The sequence below is a fragment of the Spirillospora sp. NPDC046719 genome (assembly GCF_040645715.1).
Taxonomy (GTDB): domain Bacteria; phylum Actinomycetota; class Actinomycetes; order Streptosporangiales; family Streptosporangiaceae; genus Spirillospora.
Window position 1 is genome coordinate 13,107 of the sequence record NZ_JBEYYT010000024.1, and the last position, 18,914, is coordinate 32,020.

The following is an 18,914-nucleotide window of genomic DNA, read 5'->3' on the forward strand; positions in this document are numbered from 1 at the left end:
GTTTCAGGCAGTCCGGTAGGCGGCCGCCAGGGATCACACGGCCTTGGTGAGGGCCTCGTACTCTTCGTCGGTCAGCGTGACCGTCGCCGCCTGCACGTTCTCTTCCAGATGCGCGACGCGGGACGTGCCGGGGATGGGCAGCATGACCGGGGAACGCCGCAGCAACCACGCGAGGGCGAGCTGCGACGGAGTGGCACCGTGCTCTCGCGCGGCCGACTCCAGCGGACCCCCGGGGCGCGCGAGTTCCCCGGTCGCGATCGGGAACCACGGAATGAACGCGATGTCCTCGGCCTCGGCGTAGTCCAGGACGTCCTCGGCCTTGCGATTGACGAGGTTGTACAGGTTCTGGACGGAGACGATCTCGGCGATGCCGCGCGCTTCCTTCAACTGTTCTACGGTCACCTCAGACAGCCCGATGTGCCGGATCTTGCCTTCCTTCTGCAGCTCGACGAGTTCGCCCAGCTGGTCGGCGAGGGGGACCTTGGCGTCGATCCGGTGCAGCTGGTAGAGATCGATCCTCTCCAGACCCAGGTGACGCAAGCTCAGTTCCAGCTGCTGGCGCAGGTACTCCGGCCGCCCCAGCGGGCGCCAGTCGCCGGGGCCGGAGCGGCTCAGACCCGCCTTCGTGGCGATGACCAGGTCGTCGCGGTAGGGGTGCAGCGCCTTGCGGATCAGCTGCTCGCTCACGAAAGGACCGTAGGAGTCGGCGGTGTCGATGAAGGTGACGCCGAGGTCGACGGCGCGGCGCAGGACTCGCACCGCTTCATCGGGGTCCTTGGGATCTCCCCACACACCCGGTCCGGTCAGCTGCATCGCGCCGTAACCCAGGCGGACGACCGGCAGGTCGCCGCCGATCGCGAACGTGCCCGACGCTTCGGCGGGGCGGTCACTGGAGAGCGTGCTCATGGAAGCGTTCCTCTCTATCGGTCAGATGAGGCGGCACACGGTCGCGCGCAACAGGTGATCGTGTGCCCTACCCCCGATATCGGACGTCTCACACGGAACCCGGACGCACCGGGCCCAGATGAATCCTGGCACGTCAGGCGTGGAGGGGCTGGTGGACAGGGGCGTCCAGGACGAAGTCCTGGCGGAAGGTGCGGCCGCCGGCGACCAGCAGGCGTGCGACCGCGGGAGTGCGGCCCGCGGTGAGCAGCAGGACGGTGACGAAGTCTTGCGGCAGTCCGGTAGCGGCGTAGCGCCCCTCCTGGTCGGTGACCGTGCGCAGTAGCTGGTGGCCGTTCGAAGCCAGGATCGTGACGCCGACGTGCGGGATGGGAGCGCCCTCGGCGGTCCGGACGGTACCGACCAGCATCGGGGGCTGCTTCCCGAAGCCGTCGTGCTGACCGGGGTCGACGGAGTGGGGCCTGGGGGCTTCGAAAGAGGGGTCTTCGACGGGCTCCTCGACAAGCACATCGGCGTCGGCCTGGGCCTGGTCGGCCTTGCGCCGTTCGAGGAGTGCGCCGATCCCGATCAGGACGGCTCCCGCGGCGAGCCAGGCGCACAGCACCAAGGTGGGTCGCAGGAGTCCCTGCCGGTCGAAGTAGAAGATGCCGTGCAGAGCGTCGATCAGGTTGCCCAGGGGCATGACCGGGTGCAGCGCGCGGAAGAAGCCCGGGACGAGCTGGTAGGGGATGGCGCCGCCGCTGGACGGAATCGACAGCAGCACGAACAGGCCGATGGCGACGCCGGGGATGAACTGGCGGACGAACGGGACCAGCCCGTACGTCGTCCATGCCACCGCTTGCGTGATGAGGAACGCGTACAGGATGGCGAGCGGCTGGTTCGGGACGACGTCCATGGACAGGCCGACCAGGTATCCCACGACGCTGGTGAAGGCGCCGATTCCCGCCAAGGTCAGGAGCTTGACGCGCCGGCTCAGCGTGACCGCGCGCAGCATCATCATCACCGATATGTAGGGGACGATGTTCCAGACCATCGCCAGGTAGAACAGGCCGGTTCCGGTGACGTCGCCCTTGGCGGTGGGTGCCACCTCGACGGTGGTGAGTTTCTGGCCGCCCTGCTTGGCGATGCCGGTGAACGTGGTGGTGGCGGCCTGTTCGAGGTAGGTGCCATCGGCTTTGGCGAGGTACAGCGTGGCCTTCTGGCCTTCGACGCTGTAGGCCGCGACGGCGTCGCGGCTGGTGACCTTGTGCTTGGCTGCGGCCGAGTCCTTGACCGGGATGATGTCGAAGGAGCCCGGCGCCTGCTGGTCGAGTCCAGCGCTCAGTTGCGCCGCGGCCACCGGTCCGGACACCGCGACCTTGACGTCGTGGGGTGAGGGCGAATGGAACGGCAGCATGTAGCAGAACAGGAAGCCGAAGAAGAACAGCAGAGGGAACCACAGGCTTCCCGCCAGTGTGCGTACCAGTCGCGGCTTCTCGTCGGGTTCGGCGGTTTGCTCATCGCTCACGCGTGGCGACCTCTCTGGACGGCACCCCTCAACACGGGAGGTGGCGGATACGGACATGGCACGCCGGGCCCGTCGCTGATCCGGAGCTCCCGACCGTCACGGCCGGCCGTCGCGGCCGGCCGTGGACCGCGCGCATGGGCCGGGTGAGGCGGGCTCCGAGGCAGGCCGCCCAGAGGCTAACACATGTAAGCCAAGTTGAGTAACATGTGTTAGCCAGTCGAGCCTGCAGTAGGGTTCCGCATCGTCCGCGACAAGGAGGCGAACGCATGGCGCCGGCGCAGCGAGGCCCCACTCGTACCCGCGTCCCGAACCGCTGGGGGCAGGGGGACCGGTTGCGGGGCGAGATCCTCATGGCCGCCGGACGGCTGCTCGCACAGGGGGGCAGCGAGGAGAACCTCTCACTGAGGGCGATCGCCCGGGAGGCGGGGATCGCCGCGCCGAGCATCTACCGGCACTTCCGCGACAAGACCGAGATCGTATGGGGAGTGCTCTCGGCTGCCTACGGCGAACTCGCCGCCGTGATGCGGGAGGCGGAGCAGTCGTCCGACGGCTCCCCGCGGCAGCGGGTGGCCGCGATAGCGGACGCGTACTGCTCCTTCGCCTTCGACCGGCCGCGCCATTACCGTCTGATGTTCGACCTCGAACAGTCCGCCGTGCCCGAGGAACGGCTCGCCGAACACCCGGTGAGCGAGATCCTCGACACCTGGGAAGCCGCGGTGAGCATGCTTCTGGAGATCCGCCCGCACCCGCGCCTGGACGCCCGACAACTGGCTGTGCTGTTGTGGACGGCTTTGCACGGCCACGTGAGCCTCCGCCGGGCGATGCCGGTCCCCGACGAACTGAAGGGTCACAGCGAGATCCACGAGCACCTGCTCACCGAGCTCCTCGGCCCCGAGACCTGATTCAAGGCCCGAGACCTGATTCAACGAGGCCTTCTCACGATCGGGTCCCGGCGAGCGGGTGGCGCCTCCTGGGCGGAGCGGTCTGCGCCACGGCGCTGACCGCCCTAGCGGCTAGGTCGCGGGCGGCGCGTGGGCGAAGACGTTCTTCCGGCGGAGGAACTCCTCCAGTCCCGCGCGCCCGCCAGCGCCCACCACGGCATCGGTCCGAACAGCGGATCTCTGCCCTGCCCCAACTTCGCACGGTGCAGCGGCCGGACGGGCGTCCCGGCGAACCGATGTGACAGCCGCCACATATACAGCTATATTAGTTAATTAATTTCGCCCATCCCGCGAAGGGACGCCGGTCACAAGGCCGGGAGCGAACGGCAGGAAGGCTCGCCCATGGGTTTCCGGGTGGAAAAGGACGTCATGGTGCCGATGCGGGACGGAGTCACTCTCGCCACGGACCTGTGGATTCCCGACGGCGGCCCCGGACCGGCACTGTTGGTTCGCCTGCCGTACGGCAAGAACGTGGTCTCGTTGGGCAGCCCCCTGCTCCCCAACATCTTCGAGTTGCTGGATGCCGGCTACGCCTTGGTCTGGCAAGACTGCCGCGGAACCTTCGACTCCGACGGCGAGTTCGTTGCGATGGCGAACGAACCGCAGGACGGTGCCGACACCATCGGCTGGGTGTGCGAACAGCCGTGGTGTGACGGCAGCGTCGGCGCCTACGGCGCCTCCTACTTCGGCTTCACCCAATGGGCCGCCGCCTCACAGTCCCCCGAGGGGCTGAAGGCCATCGCGCCGACCATTACGAGCACGGACTACTACGCCGGCCCCTGGTACTGCGAGGGCGGCGCGCTCTCCTGGCACACCGCCTGGTTCTGGAGCACGATGATGACGGTCCGCGCCGCCCAGCGGTCGGTATCGCGCGGCGACGGCGATCTCCAGACGCTGATGGCACTGGCCGGCGCGTTCTCCGACCCGCAGGCCCACCTCAACGGGATGCCCGCAGAGCAGGAACTCCTGGCCAAGCACTGCCCGTGGTGGCCCGACTGGCTGCGGCACGCCGACCGCGACGAATTCTGGCAGGAACTGTGCGTCGCCGACCGATTCGAGGCGGTGACCGTGCCTGCTCTCAACGTCGGCGGCTGGTTCGACCTCTTCGTCAACAACACCACACGCAGTTACACCCGCGCGAAGGCCGAAGCCGGAAGCACCGCAGCGCGCGAGGGGCAGCAATTGATCATCGGTCCCTGGGACCACACCGGCCAGACCGGCGCCTACCACGACCGCCGGTTCGGCCCGTCCGGCGACGCGGCCACCGCCGATCTCACCGGTGCGCACGTGCGGTTCTACGACCGCTGGCTGCGCGGAAAGACCGACGCCCTCGACGGCACGGCCCCGGTCCGGATCTTCGTCATGGGCATCGACCGATGGCGCGACGAGCAGGATTGGCCCCTGCCCGACACCACCTACATCGACTACTTCCTCGACGGCGCCGGCCAGGCCAACACCGCCGACGGCGATGGCGCCCTGTGTACCAGCCTCCCGTCGGTCGGGGCAGCCGACACCTATGTGTACGACCCGGCCCAACCGGTGCCCAGCCTCGGCGGCCGCATGCTCATGCCCGCGACCCTGAATGCCACGGGCCCGGTCGACCAGCGCCAGGTCGAGGCCCGCCCGGACGTTCTCTGCTACACCACGCCGGTTCTCCAGGAGCCGGTCGAGGTCACCGGGCATGTGTCACTGATCCTGCACATCGTCTCGTCGGCCCGGGACACCGACTTCACCGGAAAGCTGGTGGACGTCCATCCCGACGGCCGCGCGATCTACCTGACCGACGGCATCCTGCGTGCCCGCTACCGCAACTCACTGGCCGAACCGGAACTCCTCGAGCCGGAGCAGGTCTACGAGATCACTCTCGACCTGTCGGTGACCTCGAACGTGTTCCTGCCCGGGCACCGGATCCGCCTGGAAGTGTCCAGCAGCAACTTCCCTCGCTTCGACCGCAATACCAACACGGGCGGCTGCATCGCGGAGGAGTCTCTCGAAGAGGCCGTCGCGGCCACCAACCGCATCTTGCACGGTCCCGAGCACCCCAGCCGGCTCGTCCTCCCGATCATCCGACGTTGAGCACGGCGCGCAGGCCGATGGGACTGTACGCCCACCGGTGAGGCACTCGCACTGGTCGGGAGGCGTCCCACCGGGGCTCGCCCATCGGCGGGGCGAGCAGTACTTCCTCTGAGCAACCGGACCAAGGAGATGCGATGTCGAACGTCGTGGTCGAGGATCGAGACGACGGCGTGCGAGTCGTGCGTTTGAACCGGCCCGATCGACTCAACGCGCTAACGCCGGAAATGGTCGACGACATCACTGAGAGCATCACCGGTGCCGGCGCGCATCGAGCGGTTCTCATCACCGGAACCGGCCGAGGCTTCTGCGCAGGTGTCGACATCGCGGGCGCCGACGAACGCCAACGCGGCCGCAGCAACGCGGACGCCCTCCTGGTCCAGGAGCGCTTCGCCCGAATGATCCGCGCCGTGGCGTGCGCCCCCGTTCCCGTGGTGAGCGCGATCAACGGCCCGGCAGCGGGCGCTGGGCTGGGCCTCAGCCTCGCCGGCGACATCAGGATCGCCGGACGGTCGGCGCGCTTCATCATCGGCGCGCCCAACATCGGCCTGTCCGCCGGCGAGTGCGGCATCAGCTACTTCCTCCCCCGCCTGGTCGGGCTGGGCCGCGCCGCCGACCTCATGATCACAAACCGGCACGTCGACGCCGCCGAGGCCTTCGACATCGGCCTGGTCAGCCGCCTCGTCGACGACGACCGGCTCACCGAGGCGGCCGACACCGTCCTCGATGCGATCACCGCGCTCAGCCCGTTCGGGCAGAAGATGACCAAACAGGTCTACCGCCAGAACATCGACGCACCGTCACTGGAGGCGGCCCTGGACCTGGAGAACCGGACCCAGATCCTCGCCAACGCCACCGCGGACGCAGCCGAAGCGCGCACAGCGTTCCTGGAAAAACGACCACCGGTGTACACCGGCCGCTAGTGCTCACCTGTGGCCGCCCGTACGCGCCCTGAGAAGAGGACTCGACACCGCCTGGTCACATGAACCGCTGGTGCTCGGGGGTGACAAGCCAGCTCTCCGCGCTGTCCGCGGCACGAATTACCAGGAGGCAACCTCGGGCCTTTCGGGGCACCACAAGACGGCACGAGCCCCCAAAGGGAGCACACCCGGTCACTCTTCGGCTGAGGTGATGAAGTCAGCGAGCTGCCGGGGGCGCGGTGGCGGCCGTGGGCCTGGGCGATCCAGCGCGTCAGCATGGGGGGCGCCCCTGCCTGGTCGTGGTCCCGGTTGTACGGGGTCGTTCGCCACGTGGGTGAGCAGGAGGTCGCCGACTCGTCGACGCCCAGCGGGAGTCCGTACCGCTGCCCTCATCCTGCGGGCCGTGCCCTCCGCGGCGTCGAAGCGGGCCGACCGCATCGGATGCCTGTACAGCGAGGCCGGCCGTGTCCTTCTCAGGTGTGGCGCGGGCGAGGCAGCAAGGCGAACGCACTCTCCGCGATCGAGGTCAGGCGGGCGGGGCTGTGGCCGTACGCGCCTACTACATCGGTCCCGCGGATGATGGTCAGCAGAAGGTACGCGAGGTCGTCGGGATCCGCGTCGGGGTCGATGTCACCGTTGCGTTGCGCCGCTCGCACACACTCGGCCACCGCCGTCCGGACCACGGAGGAGCACTCCTTGGCCAGGCGTTTCACCTCGGGGTCGGAGGCGCCGACCTCCAAGGCCATCTTGGCGGCGAAGCAGGCCGCCCCCGCCCGGTCGGAGGCGGATGTTATGACAACCGCCGGTCACGCTCGGCTACCTGGCGGCTGGGGACAGGTTCGGGAGAAGGACGCCGTCCCCTTGCGCACCGCCTCCGCAAATGTGGCTCTATGTAGTGTTATAACTACAGAGAGAAGCCGGGCGGGTGCCCGGATACGAACCCGGAGGAGAAACAGCATGCGCAGGAACCTCACCGTCGCGGCGGCCGCCGTTGCGGCGGCCGCGGCACTGGCCGCTCTTCCCGCCTCGGCGCACGCTACGGCGCACGCCGCAGCGTATCCCTACTTCCTCTGCGACCAGGTCCTGTACAACGGCGGCGTGATCGCGACAGGCTGCAAGCCTAAGCCGACCGGCAACTACAGCAGGCTCACCATCCAAGAGTGGGGCTCGCCCACCCACTTCCTGTGTGACAACGGCAGGACCACCGGAGACGGCATGCTGATCTCCGACAAATGCTCGGTGTTCTAGCGGGAGGCAGGGATGCTGGCGGCCATCCAGGCCCGGGACTCGGGTCCGGACCACCGGCCCCAAAGTAGGTCGTTCGTGCAGGTCAGGAGCTTCGCAAGACGGTCTCGCAGAACTTCGGGGTTGTGAGAGGGGATCTGCGAGATGGCAGCCTGCGGAAACGTGGCAGCGCGCTGACCTCGCAGAACGGGTCATTGATGCAAACACCCGCCGTCACCGCAGTCACCCACAGCTACTTTGCGGCTGGTCGCACGGACCCGAGCCCCGGGCCGTCCGGGCTTGCCGGTCCGGTCGGGCAGCGGGTGGCCGCACACCGGGCACGGGGAGAACATCAACTTCTTCGGCTCGATCGATGTCGACATCGAGGGCGAGCTCGCCCAGCTCGGCCCCACCGGGTACCGGCCCCTGCGCGTGCGCAACACCTTGTTCTGATGCTGTGCCGATCTCTGTGCGTGTCCGCTGCTGGACCGGCGGGGGTGAGCTGCGTGAGATAGCAGCGGCGGTCGGCGTTCGAACGACTTGCCGGATGGGCCGCCGGCTCGGGAGGCGCGGGCCGTCGTCAGGTCGCGCGGAAGGTGGTGTGTTGGGTGCCCAGGCCCTCGATGGTGCTGACCAGGTGGTCGCCGTCGTCCAGGAAGTGGGCGGGGGTTCGGGTGGCGCCGATTCCGGCAGGGGTTCCGGTGAAGATGAGGTCGCCGGGTCGCAGCGTGGCGACCGATGACAGGTGGCTGATCAGTTCGGGCACGGGGAAGATCATGTCGCTGGTGCGTGCGTCCTGCATGGTTTCGCCGTTGAGGGTGCAGCCGATGGCCAGGTCGTTGGGGTCGGTGAGTTCGTCGAGGGTGACGACGGCGGGGCCGGTGGGGCCGAATCCGGGGTGGGACTTGCCGAGGGAGAACTGCTGGGGGGTGGGGCCGGACCACTGGCCGATCCGTTCGGACAGGTCTTGGCCGATAGTGAACCCGGCGACGTGTTCCCAGGCGTCGTGGGCGGGAATGCGGTGGCCGCCCTTCCCGATCACCACGACGAGTTCGATCTCCCAGTCGACACAGCCTTCGGGCAGGGTGACGGTGGCGGACGGGCCGGTCAGGCAGGAGGCGAACTTGGTGAAGGTCATCGGCCACGTGGCGAGGGTGGAGATGTCGATACCGGACTCTTCGGCGTGTTCGCGGTAGTTGACGCCGATGGCGAAGATCTGGCCGGGGCGGGGCACCGGCGCCCGCAGATCGCTGTCGCTGTAGGGGGACGCCTCGCCGGTCAGGGCCGTCAGAATCGGCCGGGTCTCGTGCCAGCGTTCGAACAGCGCCTGCGGGTCGGGGCTCAGGGTCCCGCCACTGGCCTTGTGGATGTCGATGGCTCCGTCGCCGGTCAGCAGCACGGCCCGGCCGGCCAAATTCGCGATGCGCATCCGTTCCTCCGCGGTTGGTGTGTCGCCCCGGCAGCTCAGCCCGAGGGGATTCACCGCATTGAATGAGGAAAGCGGCGACAACGACTTGGCCCGCCAGGCCAAAGTCAGGTGCGCGGCTTGGGCGCGGGGTCCAGGGTGCGGGCGATCTCCAGGGCCAGCCGCAACTCCATGGGGTCGTCGATGGTGCGGCCCAAGAGTTCCTCGGCCTTGTGGACGCGGTAGGTGACGGTGTTGCGGGCGATGTGCAACTGTTCGGCGGCGTTCTGGGGGCTGCGTTCGCAGGCCAGGTAGACGCGCAGGGTCTCGCGCAGTTCACGGGTGCGTTCGTCGTCGGTCAGCAGCGCGCCGAGGACGTCTTCGGCGTACCAGCGGGCCTGTTCGTCGTCGATGGTCGCCAGGGACAGGGTCCGCAGTCGGCTGTAGTCGCACCACCAGCCGGCGCCCGCCGCGGAGGCGACCCGGTCGGCTTCGCGTGCTCCCACGTGGCTGCGGCGCAGTCCCTGCGGCCCGTACGCCACGGGTCCGGCGGCCACTCTGACTCCGGGCGGTGGCCGCAACCTGCGGCCCGGATCGCTGTGACCGGGCGGTGGGGCCGCCCGCCAGCCTGCCCAAGCCCACACCTGGCCTGGGACGACCGACAGGCTCATCCATCCGTCCGCGGCCAGGGCGCGGGACAGATCTTCGGCATGACGGTGCAGGTCGGCGGCGGGGACGTGGCGGTCGCCGCTCACCACGAACGCCTGATGGTGGCGGGCCAGCTCATATCCCAGCGTGGCGGAGGCCGATTCGGTGGGGACGTCCTTGCCGGCGAGCAGGGCCTCCACGAGCCGGCGGCGATCGGCCTCCCGGCCCGCTTCCCATCGGGCCCGCTCGGCCAGGTACTCCTCGGCCAGCCGGCTGGCGTGGGCGTCGGCATAGGCGAACAGCAGATCGCTCACCCGGTGGTTCTCGGCGCGGCGGACCGGTTCGGGCTGGGTGTCGATGATGGCGGTGAGCGCCTGGTGCAGGCGGGCGTGACCGATCCGTACGCCCCGCAGCACGCGGTCCAACGGGATGCCGCGGCGCGCGAACTCCACGCCTCCGGCGACGGCCTCCTGGGGGAACTGCGCGTGGTCGGGTGGAACGTCCTCCAGCAGTCCGCACAGTGCCAGCAGTACGGTCGCCTCCACCGAGATACGCAGCGTGGCGAACGGCGCGGGGCCGCCGCCGTGCTCGGGTACGCGTTCGATGATCTCGTCGGTCATCTCCAGCGAGGTCTGCACGGCCCACGCCACCGGACCCGAGCCCAGCACCGCCGTCGCCACCGCGATGGTGACCGCAGAGCAGGCCGGCTCGGCCGCACCCTGCGGGGTGTCGGGGGGTGCCAGGGCCAGGATCCAGTCGTGCGGGACGTGGTTCACCTGGCCAGTCCTATCAGCCCAGGGCTGCGAGTCTGCCGCGGAAGAAGACCAGGGGTGTCGCGTTGTCGCAGGCGTGGGCGCCGTGGACCAGGCCCGCGACCGCGGTGTGGTCGCCGACCTCGTAGGTTGCGTACAGTTCGCAGTCCAGCCAGGCCAGGACGCCGTCCAACTGCGGGCAGCCCAGCGGGCTGGGCGTCCAGGCGCGGTCGCCGAACCGGTCGGTGTCGCGGGAGGCGAACGCGGTGGCGATCTGCGGCTGGTGCGCCGACAGGACGTTCACGCAGAACCTGCCCGCCTTCTCGATGAGCGGCCAGGTGGCGGAGGACTTTCCGGTGAAGAACGACACCAGCGGCGGCTCCAGCGACGCCGAGGTGAACGAGCCGATGGTCATCCCGACGGGGACGCCGTCGTGCACGGCAGTGACGATCGCGACGCTGGAGGGCACATGCCGCATGATTTCTCGCAACGGGCTCATGGCGTTCAACTGTGCGTGGCGGGTCGACGGCTCCGCTTGGTCTGCGGGCACCAACCAACGCCGATCGTTTGGTCACGGGAGCAGTCCCGTCTTGAAGTACATGTGCCGTAGCCGGTCCGGCCCGTCGTTGGTCGCGCCGCTGGATGCTCCCGGCCTGGGCGTCAGCACGCCGGGAAACCTGATGATCTCCAGCGCGAGCCGTGTCTCGAGGGGATCCATGGGCGTGCGGGCTCCGAGTAGTTCCTCGGCGCGTTTGACGCGGTAGGCGACGGTGTTGCGGGCCACCTCAAGCTGTTGGGCGGTCGCTTTCAGGCTCCGTCCCGACGCAAGGTAGCACCGCAGGGTGTTGCGCAACTGCTCGGTCCAGCCGTCTTCGGCGGCCAAGGCGCCGAGGGTCTCCAGCATGTACCAGCGTGCCTGCTCGGCGTCGCCCGTCAGCAGGCATGCGGTGCGCACGTCCCGGTAGTCGCACACGCCGGCCGCGGTGGGTTGTGCCGCGGCGATCGAGGCGGCGCGCCGGGCGGCCAGATGGCTGCGCCGCATCCCCGCCACGCCGTAGGACGGCGGGCCGGCCGCGGCGCGCCACCCGTCCGGCAGGTGGGACGGCCATGGCAGCCGGCGCGGCCGGACATCGAATCCCATCCAGGCCCACACGGCTGCGGCATGCCCGCTCACCTGCAGCAGTTCGTCGCCACCGCACGCGTCCGCAAGGTCGGCGGCCAGCCGTGCGGGATGCCCGCCGCCGTCGCGCGATCCCTGCCGCCAGAGGATGACGGCCACATGGTGGCGGTTGGGCGCATAGCCCAGGACACGTTCGGCGGCCACCGGATCGGACTGCTCCCCGGCGATGATCGCCTCGATCATGCGCCAGCGCGCGGCCTCCTCGCTCACCTCTGACCGGTTGCGTTCAGCGACGTACACCTCCGCCAGTTCACCTGACAGCCGGTCGACCTGCTCGAACAACATCTCGGCGAGTGGTGCGGGCATCTGGCGGCCGGGCGCGGCGTCGCGCAGCGCGCGGTGCAGGCAGGCATGTCCCACACGGACACCGCGCAGCACCCGGTCCAGCGGTATGCCGCGGCGTACGCAGTCGCGGACGAGTTCGACGCCATCGCGGGTCACCCGATCGGCCTGCCCGCCTGCCAGGCCGCACAGGCAGGTGAGCACCGCCGCCTCGGACGCCCGCCGCAGTGTCTCAAACGGCGCCGGACCGATTCCCTGTTCGGGAACGTTGTCGATGATCTGCTGCGTCATGGCCTGAGCGGCGGTGACCGCCCACCGCAGCGGCCCGTCCCCGAGCACTCGCCTCGCCGGGACCGAGGTGGCCGGGTCGCAGCACGGCTCTGCCTGCGCAGGGCCGTCCAGGCGGCTGATCCAGGAAAGGTCCATCACCGCACTCCACCATGCGGTCAAGCCGGCGGCGAGGACGCCGGGTGCAACCGCGGGCGGCAAGTTTGGGCCGGCGGACCAAGCGTGACGCCCATGATGCGCCGTGAAATCAGCGGACACCCGTTCGTTGAGGAGGCCTTCCGTGCCGGTTCCCGGTGAGTTCCCGTTGCAGTACAGCCCGTCCATCGACGCCGACCTCGTCCAGCGCGCCCGAGACCTGCGGCCGCTGATCGAAACGGGCGCCGCCGAGGCCGAACGTCAGCGGCGGCTGCCCGAGGCGACCGTCACCGCCCTCACCGAGGCCGGGCTGTTCAAGCTGACCGTGCCGCGCCGCTACGGCGGCCACGAAGCCGGTTTCGCGACCTTCCTGGCCGTCCACGCCGAGATCGCCCGCGCCTGCGGCTCCACCGCCTGGGTGTGCACACTGCTCAACGTCTGCAACTGGGCCGCCGGCATCGCCCCCGAGCCGGTGCGTGAGGAGATCTTCGGCGCCGACCCCGACGCGCGGGCCTGCGGTGTGCTGTCCCCCAGCGGTACCGCCATCCCCACCGGCGACGGCTACCTCGTCACCGGTTCCTGGGGGTTCGCCTCCGGCAGCCTGCACGCCACCTGGGCGATGCTCGGCGTGCAGGTCAGCGGCGATGACGGGCGGATCGTCGCGTTCGGCAACGTGATGGTGCCGATCGACCAGCTCACGATCAAGGACACCTGGCACGTGGCCGGGATGCGCGGCACCGGCAGCAACACCCTCATCGCCGACGACGTCTTCGTGCCCGCGCACCGGCTCATCCCGGTGGCCTTGGGCGCCGACCAGCCCGACAACCATCCCGACGAGCCGCTCTACCGCTCCTCCCTGGTCCCGGCGCTGGCGGTGGTGCTGACCGGGCCCCAGCTCGGCCTCGCCCGCGCGGCCCTGGACCGGACGCTGGACACCATCGGCAGGCGCGGCATCTCCTACACCTTCTACGACCAGGCCATCCAGGCGCCCTCGACCCAGTTCGAGGTGGCCCGGGCGACCGAGCTGATCGACACCGCGGCGCTGCACATGTTCCGTTCCGCCGCCGACATCGACCAGGCCGCCGCCCAGGGCCGGCCCTTGGACGTCACCGAACGGCTGCGCGTCCGTATGGACACCGGCTACGCCATCACGCGCGCCCGCCAGGCCATCGACCTGCTGCTGGACGTCAACGGCGCCTCCAGCTTCGCCGAGTCCAACCCGCTGCAGCGGATCTGGCGCGACTCGGCCACCGCCGCCCGCCACGCGGTCGCCAACCCGAGCATCAGCGCCGAGGCCTACGGGCGGGCCCTGCTCGGCATCCAGGAGCAGATGACCCCCCTGTCCTGAAACCCGCCGGACGCCTGACACCCGCCTGGGGCCGTGCCACTCCGCCTGGCGCCCGACCGCACCGTTCAAGGAGATGACCATGGACCGCATCCGCCCCGCACGTTTCGTGCACGTCGTTTACCGCACCCACCGGTTCGACACCATGCTGGAGTGGTATCAGAAGGTGTTCGACGCCCGTGTCCAGTTCAAAGATGAGGCGCTTGCGTTCCTGACCTACGACCAGGAGCATCACCGGTTCGCCTTCGTCAACCTGGACCTGATCGACCCCGACCCCGCCCCTGAGGACAGGAACCGGCAGGGTCTGGTCGGCGTCGACCACGTCGCCTACACCTTCGCCTCGCTGCGCGACCTGCTGGAGAACTGGGACCAGTTGCGGGCGATCGGCGTCGAGCCGTACTGGTGCCTGCACCACGGCATCACCATCTCCCTGTACTACGCCGATCCCGACGGCAACCAGATGGAGTTCCAGGTCGAAAGCTATGCCTCCGCCGAGGAGGCCAACGCCTTCATGGCCGGCCCCGGCTATGCCGAGAACCCGATCGGTGTCGAGTTCGACCCGGCGGACTGGCTCGCCCGCCTGCGCGGCGGCGCCCCGCAGAGCGACTTCCTGGTGCGCACGGTCCACCAGCCGGTGGCGCCGATCCGCTTCCCGGCCCCGGCCCAATGATCCGCTCGACCGGCACGGCGCCCGCCCGGAGGAACGCCAGATGATCGACATGGTGATGCCGGATACCGCCGCCGAGGAGGGGGCGGCCACGCTGCGGGAGGTGGAGCGGCGGCTGCTGTGGCTGTCCACCGCCATCGTCGACCACGCCAACCGGGTGCGGCCCAACCCGGCAGGGCTGAAGGTCGGCGGGCACCAGGCCTCCAGCGCCTCGATGGTGACGATCATGACGGCGCTGTGGTTCGAACACCTTCGCGTCCAGGACCGGGTGTCGGTGAAGCCGCACGCCTCACCGGTCCTGCACGCGATCAACTACCTGCTGGGCGAACTCGACCAGCGGTACCTGACGACGCTGCGCGCCTTCGGCGGACTGCAGAGCTACCCGTCGCGGGCCAAGGACCCCGATCCCGTCGACTACTCCACCGGCTCGGTCGGCATCGGCGCGACCGCGCCGATCTGGGGGGGCGCTGGCCCGCCGGTACGTCAACTCGGTGACCGGCACAGCGGGCACCGGACGGCAGTACTCCCTGCTCGGCGACGCGGAGTTGGACGAGGGCGCGTGCTGGGAGGCCATCGGCGACCCGATGGTCGCCGAACTGGGCGAGGTGGTCTGGATCGTCGACCTCAACCGCCAATCGCTGGACCGGATCGTCCCGGTCGCCGCCCCCGACCGGCTCCAGGGCATGTTCGCCGCCGCCGGGTGGCAGGTCCTCACCGTCAAGTACGGGCGCCTGCTCCAAGCGCTGTTCAACCGGCCAGGCGGGGACGCCCTGCGCCGCCGGATCGACCAGATGCCCAACGCCGAGTATCAGCGGCTGCTGCGCTGCAGCCCTGACCAGCTGCGCCGGCGGCTGCCCGGTGATGGCGCGGGCACCGCGACCACCGACCTGGTCGCCTCCCTCGACGACGCCACCCTGCACGCCGCGCTCCGCGACCTGGGCGGCCACGATCTGCGCGCCGTGAGCGACGCGCTGGCCGCGATCGACGACACCCGCCCGACCGTGATCTTCGCCTACACGATCAAAGGGTACGGGCTGGCCAGCGAGGGACACCCGCAAAACCACTCCGCGCTGCTGACTGCCGATCAGCTCGCCGAACTCGCCGCCCGCGTCGGAGCCTGCATCGACGACCCCTGGGCCCGGTTCCCCGCGGGATCGGCGGCCGAATTGTGCACACGCACCGCCGAACGACTCCGCCGCCCGCCGGTCACCCCGACCACCGTCCCACCGATCCCCACCGACCTCGGGCGCACCCCCACCGGGCGCGCCACCACCCAGGCCGCGCTCGGCCGCACTCTGCTCGACCTCACCAGGCAAGCCCCCGAGGCGGCGCGCCGAGTGGTCACCCTGAGCCCCGACGTGTCGTCGAGCACCAACCTCGGAGGCTGGGTGAACAAGGTCGGCGTCTGGTCCCCCAGCGAACGCCCGGACTGGTTCGACGACGACCCCGAAACGATCCTGCACTGGCGCGAGCGGCCCACCGGGCAGCACCTCGAACTGGGCATCGCCGAGGTCAACCTGGTCGGGGCACTGGCGGAAATGGGAACGACCTGGAGCCGCTGGGGCCAGCCGCTGCTGCCCATCGGAGTGCTCTACGACCCGTTCGTCCAGCGCGCCCTGGAACCCTGGTCCTTCGGCGTCTACGCCGGCGGCCAGTCGATCCTGGTCGGCACACCCTCCGGCGTGACCCTCGCACCCGAAGGCGGCGCGCACCAATCGATCACCACCCCCTCGACCGGAGTCGAGCAGCCCGGCTGCATCGCCTACGAACCGGCCTTCGCGATCGACGTGGAGTGGACCCTGCTCGCCTGCCTGGCCCGCCTCGGCCGACCGGACGGCACCTCGGCCTACCTGCGGCTGTCCACCCGCCCGATCGACCAGAACCTGGCCGCCGTCCCCACCGACCCCGCCGCACGCCGGCGACGACGCCGGCAGGTCGTCGCCGGCGCCTACCCGCTCAAAAGGGCGGCCGGGACCCAACACCCGGCCGTGACGATCGCCGCCATGGGAGCACTGCTGCCCGAGGCCCTGGCCGCCGCCGACCGGCTGGAGGCGCTCGGCACCAGCACCGACGTCGTGTGCATCACCAGCCCAGGGCTGCTGTTCCGGGCCCTGCAAGCCCGAACCGGCACGATGCCCGGCGACACCTGGGTACTGGACGTCGCGTTCCCCGCACACCGCGCCGCACCGATGGTGACCGTGCTCGACGGCCACCCCCACACCCTGGCCTTCCTGGCCACCATCAACTCGGTGCCCGCCGTTCATTTAGGCGTATCCACCTTCGGCCAATCCGGTGACCTGGAATCGGTGTACCGCGGCCACGGCCTCGACACCGACAGCATCATCGCCGCCGCCCTCGACGTCACCGCCTGACGAACATCTTTCCCGGCCGTCCGTCCCCTTCACGGCCATGAGCGCCTGACCCGCCGCAAGGAGAAACCGACAGTGTCCGCCCCAGCCCCGCACACGCGCGGCGACCGCCCCCTCGTAGTGGCGCCCCAGGACGTTCCCGCGATCGAAACCATCCCCTTCACCGAACGGGGACTGCCCGCCAGCACTTACGACCTGCTGGCCCGTTCGGCCGGCACCCACCCCGACCGGCCCGCCCTGTACCTGCTGGGTGAGGACGGGCACCTGTGGCGGCAGGCGCCCTGCTGGACCTACGGCACGTTGCTGCAGCGTGTGCACCAGGCGGCCAACACCTACCTGGAACTGGGCCTGCCCGCGGGCGGTGTCGTCGCCCTCATGCTGCCCAACCTGGGCATCGGTTACGCGGCGCTGCTGGGCGCCCAGGCCGTCGGGATCGCCAACCCGGTCAATCCGATGCTCGCCGAGGACCATCTGGTCGACATCCTCACCCTGACCAGGGCACAGATCCTGCTGGCACCTGGGCCGGACCTGTCGGCCGACCTGTGGGCCAAGGCACTGCGAATCGCCTCCCGGCTCCCGGGCCTGCGAGCGGTGGCCGCCGTCGGCTCCCCGCCCGACTCCGCCGCGGTCGCCGGCGTCACCACGGCCGACTTCACCTCCCTGACCGCCGCCCAGCCCCACGACCGGCTGCTGACCGACCGCCGGCCCGCACCACAAGACCTCGCGGCCTACTTCCACACCGGCGGAACCACCGGAGTGCCGAAGGTAGCGCCCCACACCCACGCCAACGAGGTCTACATGGCCTGGGCACTGGGCTGCTCAGGCGCCTACCTCGACGACGCGGTCGGACTGTCGGGGCTGCCGCTGTTCCACGTCAACGCCGTCCACGTCACCGGGCTGGGGCCGTTCATGCACGCCCGCCCCGTGGTCAGCCTCGGCCCGCTCGGCTACCGCGACAAGACACTGATGGCCGACTTCTGGCAGATCATCGAGCACTACCGGGTGACGAGCTTCTCCGGCGTCCCCACCGTGTACGCCGCCCTTCCGCCGGTACCCGACGGCGTCGACACCTCCAGCTTGCGCGCGGGCGTCGTCGGCGCCGCCCCCCTGCCCTCGCGCGTCCGGACCGCCTTCGAAGGCACGGCCAAAGTACCGATGCTGGAGGGCTACGGGCTGACCGAGGCCACCTGCGCAACCGCGACCACACCGGCCTTCGCCCCACGGCCCGGATCGGTCGGGTTGCGGCTGCCCTACCAGCACGTCAAGGCCGTCACCGTCGACGCCCACGACAAACCGACCGGCGACTGCCCGCCAGGAACCCCCGGCGTCCTGGCCATCAAGGGGCCCTCGGTCTTCCCCGGCTACCTGCGCCCCGGACCCGACGGCCCCGCCCCCGACCCGACCGGAAAGATCTTCGACGGATGGCTGATGACCGGCGATCTCGGTCACATCGACACCGACGGCTACGTCTACCTCACCGGCCGAGCCAAGGACCTCATCATCCGCGGCGGCCACAACATCGACCCCCGCCCCATCGAGGAGTCGCTGCTGGCGCACAGCGACGTGCGCGCCGCAGCGGTGATCGGCGCACCCGACCCCCACGCCGGCGAGGTCCCCGTCGCCTACCTCGTACTGGAGCCCGGCGCTACGGCCACCACCGCCCAGCTCCACCAGTGGGCCCGCGAGCACGCTCCCGAACCCGCAGCCGCGCCCCGCTCGGTCCACGTGGTCGACACCCTGCCCACCACCCAGGTCGGCAAGATCTACAAACCGGAACTGGTCCTGGACTCCATCCGACGAATCGTCCACCACGAACTCGACCGCGCGGAACTGAACGGCCAGGTCCAGACGCAGACACGCGACGGACGCCCCCACGCGATCATCCACCTCAGCAGCCCGGACACCGACCAGGCCGGCGCCCTGTCGGCCGAACTCGGCCGCTACCCCTTCACCCACGAGGTCACCTCATGACCGCCCCGCCCGGCAGCGCACCAGCACAAAGCCGGGGCGGGGCGGCTCACCCGGAACCCGCCCGGTGATCACTGCGTGTACGCCGGGACGGCCAGGCCCGCGTCGGTGACGGGCGTGTGGGTCGGTTTCGGCGGTGAGACGAGCCAAGGTGGCTTCGCCGAGGCGGACATAGGTTCCGAGGCTGGCCAGGTGCAGGTGGCGACTCTTGGCCTGCACCTCGGCTGCCGAACGGCCGCCCGCCGCCAGGTCCCGCAGGGCGGAGTGGCGCAACTGGTGGAGTGCCCAGCCCTGCCCGTGCGGGGCC

Annotated in this window: 16 protein-coding genes; 9 read left to right on the plus strand and 7 right to left on the minus strand. The window is 70.0% G+C overall.

Annotation, left to right across the window (positions count from 1 at the left end):
- Window positions 1–33: 33 nt before the first annotated feature.
- Window positions 34–906: an aldo/keto reductase gene (locus tag ABZ914_RS06905; protein ID WP_500192137.1), complete on the minus strand. Its 873-nt coding sequence runs from the start codon at window positions 904–906 to the stop codon at window positions 34–36.
- Window positions 907–1,039: 133 nt separating this feature from the next.
- Entirely contained in the window at window positions 1,040–2,410 is a 1,371-nt protein-coding gene (locus ABZ914_RS06910; protein WP_500192138.1) for a carboxypeptidase regulatory-like domain-containing protein, read from the minus strand.
- A 266-nt stretch (window positions 2,411–2,676) separates the two neighbouring features.
- On the opposite strand from ABZ914_RS06910, the gene ABZ914_RS06915 reads away from it, so the two are divergent.
- The 3 genes from ABZ914_RS06915 (at window position 2,677) to ABZ914_RS06925 (ending at window position 6,347) form a co-directional block, all read left to right on the plus strand.
- Window positions 2,677–3,312 (plus strand): TetR/AcrR family transcriptional regulator, encoded by a 636-nt coding sequence (locus ABZ914_RS06915; protein WP_500192139.1) that lies wholly within the window; start codon window positions 2,677–2,679, stop codon window positions 3,310–3,312.
- A gap of 381 nt (window positions 3,313–3,693) precedes the next feature.
- On the plus strand, window positions 3,694–5,427 hold the full coding sequence (locus ABZ914_RS06920) for a CocE/NonD family hydrolase (RefSeq protein ID WP_500192140.1): 1,734 nt from the start codon (window positions 3,694–3,696) through the stop codon (window positions 5,425–5,427).
- 134 nt (window positions 5,428–5,561) lie between these two features.
- Window positions 5,562–6,347 carry an enoyl-CoA hydratase/isomerase family protein gene (locus tag ABZ914_RS06925; protein ID WP_500192141.1) on the plus strand — a complete coding sequence of 262 codons (786 nt, stop codon included), beginning with the start codon at window positions 5,562–5,564 and terminating at the stop codon, window positions 6,345–6,347.
- 470 nt (window positions 6,348–6,817) lie between these two features.
- On the opposite strand, the gene ABZ914_RS06930 is transcribed toward ABZ914_RS06925, so the two are convergent.
- Window positions 6,818–7,138 (minus strand): TetR family transcriptional regulator C-terminal domain-containing protein, encoded by a 321-nt coding sequence (locus ABZ914_RS06930; RefSeq protein ID WP_500192169.1) that lies wholly within the window; start codon window positions 7,136–7,138, stop codon window positions 6,818–6,820.
- 163 nt (window positions 7,139–7,301) lie between these two features.
- Between ABZ914_RS06930 and ABZ914_RS06935 the strand changes: the two genes are divergently transcribed.
- Both ABZ914_RS06935 and ABZ914_RS06940 read left to right on the plus strand, forming a co-directional pair.
- Window positions 7,302–7,592 carry a hypothetical protein gene (locus ABZ914_RS06935; protein ID WP_500192142.1) on the plus strand — a complete coding sequence of 97 codons (291 nt, stop codon included), beginning with the start codon at window positions 7,302–7,304 and terminating at the stop codon, window positions 7,590–7,592.
- Window positions 7,593–7,868: 276 nt separating this feature from the next.
- Window positions 7,869–8,021 carry a hypothetical protein gene (locus ABZ914_RS06940; protein WP_500192144.1) on the plus strand — a complete coding sequence of 51 codons (153 nt, stop codon included), beginning with the start codon at window positions 7,869–7,871 and terminating at the stop codon, window positions 8,019–8,021.
- Between the two features lie 127 nt (window positions 8,022–8,148).
- Here the strand turns inward: ABZ914_RS06940 and ABZ914_RS06945 are convergent, their stop codons facing one another.
- From ABZ914_RS06945 to ABZ914_RS06960, 4 genes are all read right to left on the minus strand, one after another.
- Window positions 8,149–8,997, minus strand: coding sequence for a fumarylacetoacetate hydrolase family protein (locus tag ABZ914_RS06945; protein ID WP_500192145.1), 849 nt, complete (start codon window positions 8,995–8,997; stop codon window positions 8,149–8,151).
- Window positions 8,998–9,101: 104 nt separating this feature from the next.
- Window positions 9,102–10,397: a PucR family transcriptional regulator gene (locus ABZ914_RS06950; RefSeq protein WP_500192146.1), complete on the minus strand. Its 1,296-nt coding sequence runs from the start codon at window positions 10,395–10,397 to the stop codon at window positions 9,102–9,104.
- A 13-nt stretch (window positions 10,398–10,410) separates the two neighbouring features.
- The gene (locus ABZ914_RS06955; RefSeq protein ID WP_500192147.1) at window positions 10,411–10,842 is read right to left on the minus strand and encodes a flavin reductase family protein; all 432 of its coding nucleotides are present in this window, start codon (window positions 10,840–10,842) and stop codon (window positions 10,411–10,413) included.
- Between the two features lie 102 nt (window positions 10,843–10,944).
- Window positions 10,945–12,126, minus strand: coding sequence for a PucR family transcriptional regulator (locus tag ABZ914_RS06960; RefSeq protein WP_500192148.1), 1,182 nt, complete (start codon window positions 12,124–12,126; stop codon window positions 10,945–10,947).
- A gap of 277 nt (window positions 12,127–12,403) precedes the next feature.
- Here ABZ914_RS06960 and ABZ914_RS06965 point away from each other — a divergent pair, with 277 nt between their 5' ends.
- The 4 genes from ABZ914_RS06965 (at window position 12,404) to ABZ914_RS06980 (ending at window position 18,610) form a co-directional block, all read left to right on the plus strand.
- Window positions 12,404–13,606 carry an acyl-CoA dehydrogenase family protein gene (locus ABZ914_RS06965; RefSeq protein ID WP_500192149.1) on the plus strand — a complete coding sequence of 401 codons (1,203 nt, stop codon included), beginning with the start codon at window positions 12,404–12,406 and terminating at the stop codon, window positions 13,604–13,606.
- 79 nt (window positions 13,607–13,685) lie between these two features.
- The gene (locus tag ABZ914_RS06970) at window positions 13,686–14,273 is read left to right on the plus strand and encodes a VOC family protein (RefSeq protein WP_500192150.1); all 588 of its coding nucleotides are present in this window, start codon (window positions 13,686–13,688) and stop codon (window positions 14,271–14,273) included.
- Window positions 14,274–14,761: 488 nt separating this feature from the next.
- Window positions 14,762–16,642, plus strand: a complete 1,881-nt coding sequence (locus ABZ914_RS06975) for a thiamine pyrophosphate-binding protein (protein WP_500192151.1) — start codon at window positions 14,762–14,764, stop codon at window positions 16,640–16,642.
- 72 nt (window positions 16,643–16,714) lie between these two features.
- On the plus strand, window positions 16,715–18,610 hold the full coding sequence (locus ABZ914_RS06980) for an acyl-CoA synthetase (RefSeq protein ID WP_500192152.1): 1,896 nt from the start codon (window positions 16,715–16,717) through the stop codon (window positions 18,608–18,610).
- Window positions 18,611–18,914 lie beyond the last annotated feature (304 nt).

What these genes read in the sequence shown, in the direction of transcription:
- ABZ914_RS06960 (WP_500192148.1), bottom strand. Translation starts at nt 12,126, where the DNA reads ATGACGCAGCAGATCATCGACAACGTTCCCGAACAGGGAATCGGTCCG.
- ABZ914_RS06935 (WP_500192142.1), top strand. Translation starts at nt 7,302, where the DNA reads ATGCGCAGGAACCTCACCGTCGCGGCGGCCGCCGTTGCGGCGGCCGCG.
- ABZ914_RS06970 (WP_500192150.1), top strand. Translation starts at nt 13,686, where the DNA reads ATGGACCGCATCCGCCCCGCACGTTTCGTGCACGTCGTTTACCGCACC.
- ABZ914_RS06915 (WP_500192139.1), top strand. Translation starts at nt 2,677, where the DNA reads ATGGCGCCGGCGCAGCGAGGCCCCACTCGTACCCGCGTCCCGAACCGC.
- ABZ914_RS06905 (WP_500192137.1), bottom strand. Translation starts at nt 906, where the DNA reads ATGAGCACGCTCTCCAGTGACCGCCCCGCCGAAGCGTCGGGCACGTTC.
- ABZ914_RS06925 (WP_500192141.1), top strand. Translation starts at nt 5,562, where the DNA reads ATGTCGAACGTCGTGGTCGAGGATCGAGACGACGGCGTGCGAGTCGTG.
- ABZ914_RS06920 (WP_500192140.1), top strand. Translation starts at nt 3,694, where the DNA reads ATGGGTTTCCGGGTGGAAAAGGACGTCATGGTGCCGATGCGGGACGGA.
- ABZ914_RS06945 (WP_500192145.1), bottom strand. Translation starts at nt 8,997, where the DNA reads ATGCGCATCGCGAATTTGGCCGGCCGGGCCGTGCTGCTGACCGGCGAC.